Origin of the sequence: Streptomyces sp. 8K308, from assembly GCF_004348315.1 — a bacterium.
GTDB lineage: Bacteria > Actinomycetota > Actinomycetes > Streptomycetales > Streptomycetaceae > Streptomyces.
This window is the reverse complement of record NZ_SMKC01000411.1, coordinates 1-5704: the sequence shown is the minus strand read 5'-3', so window position 1 is coordinate 5704 and position 5704 is coordinate 1. Positions and strand designations below refer to the sequence as shown.

The window sequence follows — 5704 nt, the reverse complement described above, 5'->3', positions numbered from 1 at the left end:
ACCTCGCTCTTCGGAGAAGAGGCCTAGCCACACCCGCACCTTCCCCGACGAGGGCCCCGGTCAACCGACCGGGGCCCTCGGTCATGAGACCGACCGTCATGGCCAACGGGCGGACGCGGGAGGCCGGTGCCCTCCACTCGGCCGACGAGATCCGGCGGAACCGGCCGGCCGACTACTGCCCGGGGAGTAGCCGGCCGCACCGACCGGCGGATGCCAGAGCCCTGGCCCGGGCCGGAGACTGGCGGACATCCGCCGGAAGCGACGAAAGAGACGCCATGCGCCCTCTCACCGACCCCGCCGACCGCGTCCGCCTCACGCGGAGGTCGTGCCTGGCCGCGCTGGCCGGCACGGCGGCCCTCGCCGCCACGCCGGCGGTGGCCGCCGCGCCGCGCCGGTCGCCGGCCGTGCGCGAGACGGCGGCCGGCGACCGAATCGTCGACCTGGCGTTCGACTCCGCGGCGCTCGGAGGGCCGGCCGGGGTTCGGCTGCTCACCCCGGCCGGGTGGGTGGGGCGCCGGGCGGCCGGCCGGTGGCCGGTGCTGTGGCTGCTGCCCGGCGGGGACGGCGACCACCTGACGTGGACCGTGGACTTCGGCATCCAGGACCTGCCCGAACTGCGGGACGTGCTGGTGGTGATGCCGGACATGCCGCTGTACGGCTTCTACACCGACTGGTGGAACCACGGAGCCGGCGGGCCACCCCGCGTCGAGACATACCACCTGCGGGAGGTGCTGCCGCTGGTCGAGGAGCGGTACGGGGCGGGCAGGCACCGGGTGGCCGCCGGGCTCTCCCAGGGCGGCTTCGGCGCGCTGTCCTACGCCGCCCGCCATCCCGGGCTCTTCCGGGCGGCGGCGAGCTACAGCGGCTTCGTGCACCCGAGCCGCAATCCGCACGCGGTGCGCGCCGGGATGACCCATCTGGGCCTCGACTGGCTCGCGCTCTGGGGCGACCCCGAGCTCCAGGCCCAGGTCTGGCGCGCCCACGATCCGGGGCAGCTCGCCGGGCGGCTCGCCGCCGTCCCCGTCCACCTGTCCTGCGGCGACGGCCGCCTCGGACCGCTCGATCCGCCGGGCACCGAGCCGGACGAGGAGATCCCCGGGCTCGAGGATCCTGACGATCCGTTCCCCGAGGACGTCTACTCGCCCACCGAGGCGGTGATGCTGGCGGAGAACCTCGCCCTCGCCGACCGGCTGCGGGCGGTGGGCGCGGACCTGACGACCCACTTCCACTCCGGCACCCACTTCCCTCCCTACTGGGGCCGCGAGCTGCGCGCCTCGCTCCCTATGCTGCTCGACGCCCTGCACGGCGGCGACCCGGCCGTCACGCGGCGGCCCGCCTGACCAGCAGCAGGGCTCTCCCGCGCGCCGCAAGCAGCAGGGCCGCCGCCAGCGCGCTGCCGGCTACCCATATCACCAGGGCCGGCCAGGCCTGGGCGAGTTGGGAGAGTGTGCCCTGCCGGCGCATGGCTGCGGCGACCAGGTCGGTCAGCCACCAGAGCAGCAGGATCGGCAGCGTGTGTGGCAGCAGCCGGAGCGCCGTGCGCCACCACGGGCGGGCCGCCGCCCGCCGCGCCCAGCGCCGCGCCCTGACCACGCCGAGTGTCGCGAGGCCGAGCGCGAGCAGGGTGAGGGCGGCCAGCACGAGGTCGGCGGTCATCGAGAACGGCCGGGTGACGGACGGGATGTAGCCCTCGGCGAGCTCGACCAGGCCGTCGACGATCAGCTGGGCGTCGTCCCCGGAGAGCATCCCGGTGTTGGCCACGACGGCGATGCCGACGCCGCTGTCCGGCAACAGCGTCTGCATCGCGTTGTGGGTGAGGAGCTGGCCGGTGTGCTCGATCCGCCGCGGCTCCTCGCCGGGCTGGCTGGTCGCCCAGCCCATGGCGTAGTGCTCACCCTCCGGAGGGGTGTGGGTGAGCGCTACGCCCCCGGCCGAGATCACGCGCTCGCCGCGCTGCCCGATGAGCCAGCGGGCCAGGTCGTCCGCGGTGGAGACGACGCCGAAGCCGCCGGCCGTGAACCACCGAGGGTGGGAGCTCTCGAACACCATGCCGTAGGCGCGGACGTGCCCTCTCGCGTGGTCCGGCATGTCCTCGGTGGTGTCGACCGACGTGGTGTCCGCCATGCCGAGCGGTCCGAACACCTCGTCCGCCAGATACTCGGCGAACGGCCGGCCGTCGACCACCTCAACCAGTCGGCCGAGCACGGAGTAGTTGGGGTTGTGGTAACTCCAGGCCGTGCCGGGGTCGGCGGCGAGCCGGGCCCCGCGCATCGCGGCGACCGCCTCCTCCAGAGTCTCCGGCTGTGGGCGCGTCAGGTCGGGGTAGGCCGAGTCGGCCATGCCCGAGGTCTGGTTGAGCAGCTGCCGGACGGTGATCTCGGCGGCCCGGGGGTCGGCCATGGTGAACTCCGGCAGGTAGCGCCGCACCGGCTCGTCGAGGTCGAGCTCGCCGGCCTCGGCCAGCCGCACCACCGCCATCGCGGTCATCGACTTGGAGAGCGAGGCCACCGGCAGCGGCGTCCGCGCGGTGATCTCGGCGCCGCCGGCCGTGTGCCCGTATCCGGCGGCGTGCACCACCTCTTCGCCCCTGGTCACGGCCACGGCGGCGCCCGGCAGGCCCGTCTCGTCCAGGTAGTCGTTCAGAAAGCGGTCGATCGCGGCCGGGTCCAGCGTGGCGCGGGCCGCCGGAGCGGCGGCCCCCGCCGGGGCGGCGCCCCACAGGGCGAGGGCGGCGAGGGCTCCGCAGGCCAGCCGGCGGAGGGTTCGGAGAGTACGGGTCGACATGCCAGCCATTGCAACCGGCCGAACCGGCCCGGCGCAGTCGCGCCAGTGCGAGAACCTGAGTAGTGCCAGCACTACCGCGCCGGCGTCCGGCGCCACGTACCGTGGCCGGCATGCACCACCGCACAGCCTGGCAGGCGCTCGCCCAGCGCCCGCTCGGGTTTCTCGTCTCGACCTGGCCCTGGCGGGCCCTCGGCTATCTACTCTCGGGCGTCGCGTTCGGCGCGCTGACCTCCGTCGTCCTGCTGGCCACCGCCCTGGTCGGGGCGGTCTCGCTGCTCCTGCTCGTCGGGGTCGTGCCGCTGCTGGCCGTCGCCCTCTCCGGCATCCTCGTGGCCCGAACCGAGCGCTGGCGGCTCCGCCTCGTCGACGTCGACCCGGCGCCCGACCCGCACCGGCCGCCCGCGCGGCCCGGGCTCCGCGCCTGGCTCGAGACGCGGCTGCGCGAGCCGGCGACCTGGCGTGAGCTGGGCTTCACCGTCGTCTCGCTGACCGCGCTGTGGTGGATGGACGTGCTGGTCCTCGGCTTCGCGCTGGTCCTCCCCGTGCTGCTCGCCCTCTCCCCCGTCGACGACCCGGGCGCCTGGCCCTGGGTGCTCGTGGGGCTCGCCCTGCTGCCGTCCGCGCCATACACCATCACCGCCTGGGCCGGCGCCAGGGCCGCGCTGACCCGGCTGATCCTGGCCCCGCGCGACGGCGAACTCGGCCGGGAGCTGCGGGAGGTGCGCGCGTCGCGGGCCCGCCTCGTCGACGCTTTCGACGCCGAGCGCCGCCGCATCGAGCGCGACCTGCACGACGGCGCCCAGCAGCGGCTCGTCTCCGTCAACGTGATGCTCGGCATGGCGCTGCTCGACGCCCCGCCCGACTCCCGGGTCGCGCAGCAGCTCGCCACCGCCCAGCGCGAGCTGACGCAGGCGGTGGTCGAGCTGCGGGAGCTCAGCCAGGGCGTCCACCCCAAGGCGCTCACCGACCAGGGCCTGGCTGCGGCCGTCACCAACCTCACCGCCCGCTCCACCACCCCCGTGGACGTCGACATCAAGCTGCCGCACCGGCTGCCGACGGCCGTGGAGAGCACCGCGTACCTCGTCGTGGCCGAGGCGCTGGCCAATGTCACCAAGCACAGCGGGGCCGACGCGGCCGGGGTGCACGCGAGGCTCAGCGCCGACACGCTCGTGCTGTCGATCACCGACGACGGCGCCGGCGGCGCCGATCCGGCCGGCGGCAGCGGTCTCGTCGGCCTCGCCGACCGCGTCGCCGCCGCCGACGGCCGGCTGCGCATATCCAGCCCGGCCGGCGGCCCCACCCTCCTCCACGTGGAGCTCCCGTGCCGGTGAACGCCCCGACCAACACACCACTGAGCATCGTCGTCGCCGAGGACTCGCCGCTGCTGCGCGACGGCATCGTCGGCGTGCTCGCCCGCTTCGGACACGATGTCGTGGCCGCGGTCGGCGACGCCGACGCGCTGCTGTCCGCCACCCGCGCGCACCGTCCCGACATCGTGGTGACGGACGTCCGCATGCCACCGGACCACGGCGACGACGGCCTGCGCGCGGCCCGCGCGCTCCACGAGGACCGCCCCGACCTGCCGATCCTGCTGCTCAGCCAGTACATCGAGCAGTCCTACGCCACCCACCTGCTCGACCTGGGCGGCGGCAGCGGCCTCGGCTACCTCCTCAAGGACCGGGTCAGCGCGGTCGCCGAGTTCGCCGAGGCGGTCGTTCGGGTGGCGCGCGGCGCCACCGTCATGGACCCCGAGGTCGTCCGCCAGTTGCTGCACCGTCGGCACGATCCGCTGCGCCGCCTCACCCCGCGGGAGCGTGAGGTCCTGGCCCGGATGGCCGAGGGCCTGTCCAACGCGGCGATCGCCCGCGCGTTGCACGTGACGGAGGCCGCGGTGAACAAGCACGTGAGCAGCATCCTGCAGAAGCTCGACCTGCGCGTGGACGGTGAGAGCCACCGCCGGGTGCTGGCCGTCCTGGCCTATCTGCGGGCCTGATCGCGGGGCCGTGCCCGGTCGGTCAGGGGTTGGTCGGGCCGGGGCCGGTCAGCAGAAGATCCACCAGCAGTCGTCCTCGGTCGGGCTCGGGGCCGGCTCGTCCGGCTCCGGTTCGCCGGGCTCCGTGGGCGAGGGGGAATCCGGCTCGGGCTCCCCGGTGTCCGAGGCGTCGGGGTCGGGCACCGAGGTGGTCGGGGCGGGAGAGGTCGCGATGGAGCCGTCCTCCTCGACCGGGGGCTGCGTCGTCTCCTCGGGCGACTCGTCGGCGGACTCGTCGTCCGACGGGGTCTCGTCGGGGTCGGTCGGATCGGAGTCCGTCACCTGCTCGATCGGCACGTCCTCGGCGGACTCGCTCGCCTCGGCGGTCGCCTCTGGGGAGCTCGGGGTGGCCGCCGCCTCCGATTCCCCGCCCGAGCCGATGGGGTTGAGCGCCGGCGGCAGTCCGACGTCGCCCACCTCGGCCACCGTGACGCCGAGCACGGCGACGCCGAGCAGCGAGGCCAGCAGGTAGCGGCGCCGGCCGGTGCGCCGCACGGCGCGGTGGGCGGCGCGCCGCCCACCCGGGGCCGGCACGGATCCTGCGGCCGCCTCGCTGCCGCGGTGGTCGGCACCGGCGTCGTCGTGACGCGCGGCGAGCTCCGGGAGTGCCGCCGTGGCATCCGTGCCGTCGTCGTGGCTGGCCGCGTTGTCGGTCAACTCTCCGCAACCAGGGCATATGAGCGCGCCGTTGAGGTGCCGACGGCAGGTCGTGCAGTAGTCCATGTGTTCCCCGTTCTCCCATGGACCCTGTGGGGTGCGGAACACCATAGCGGGGCGCCCGTTTCAGACGCGGTGGAGCCCCGGGGCGATCCCGCCCCGGGGCTCCGGTCTGTCCGTGTTACCGCCGACTTGCTCCGCTCGTCGCGGCCACTACTCGAAGAGGTCCGA

Annotated in this window: 5 protein-coding genes; 3 read left to right on the top strand and 2 right to left on the bottom strand. The window is 74.9% G+C overall.

The window, feature by feature from the left end:
* Window positions 1-275: 275 nt before the first annotated feature.
* Window positions 276-1340: an alpha/beta hydrolase family protein gene (locus E1265_RS32750; protein ID WP_132934594.1), complete on the top strand. Its 1065-nt coding sequence runs from the start codon at window positions 276-278 to the stop codon at window positions 1338-1340.
* Here the strand turns inward: E1265_RS32750 and E1265_RS32745 are convergent.
* On the bottom strand, window positions 1321-2784 hold the full coding sequence (locus tag E1265_RS32745; protein ID WP_132934593.1) for a serine hydrolase domain-containing protein: 1464 nt from the start codon (window positions 2782-2784) through the stop codon (window positions 1321-1323). The two genes, E1265_RS32750 and E1265_RS32745, sit on opposite strands and share 20 nt — an antisense overlap.
* 110 nt (window positions 2785-2894) lie before the next feature.
* Here E1265_RS32745 and E1265_RS32740 point away from each other — a divergent pair, with 110 nt between their 5' ends.
* Window positions 2895-4115, top strand: a complete 1221-nt coding sequence (locus E1265_RS32740) for a sensor histidine kinase (RefSeq protein ID WP_132934592.1) — start codon at window positions 2895-2897, stop codon at window positions 4113-4115.
* Window positions 4106-4777: a response regulator transcription factor gene (locus E1265_RS32735; protein WP_243741277.1), complete on the top strand. Its 672-nt coding sequence runs from the start codon at window positions 4106-4108 to the stop codon at window positions 4775-4777. The genes E1265_RS32740 and E1265_RS32735 overlap by 10 nt, the downstream gene beginning before the upstream one ends.
* A 48-nt stretch (window positions 4778-4825) precedes the next feature.
* On the opposite strand, the gene E1265_RS32730 is transcribed toward E1265_RS32735, so the two are convergent.
* Window positions 4826-5539 carry a hypothetical protein gene (locus E1265_RS32730; protein ID WP_132934591.1) on the bottom strand — a complete coding sequence of 238 codons (714 nt, stop codon included), beginning with the start codon at window positions 5537-5539 and terminating at the stop codon, window positions 4826-4828.
* Window positions 5540-5704: the final 165 nt, after the last annotated feature.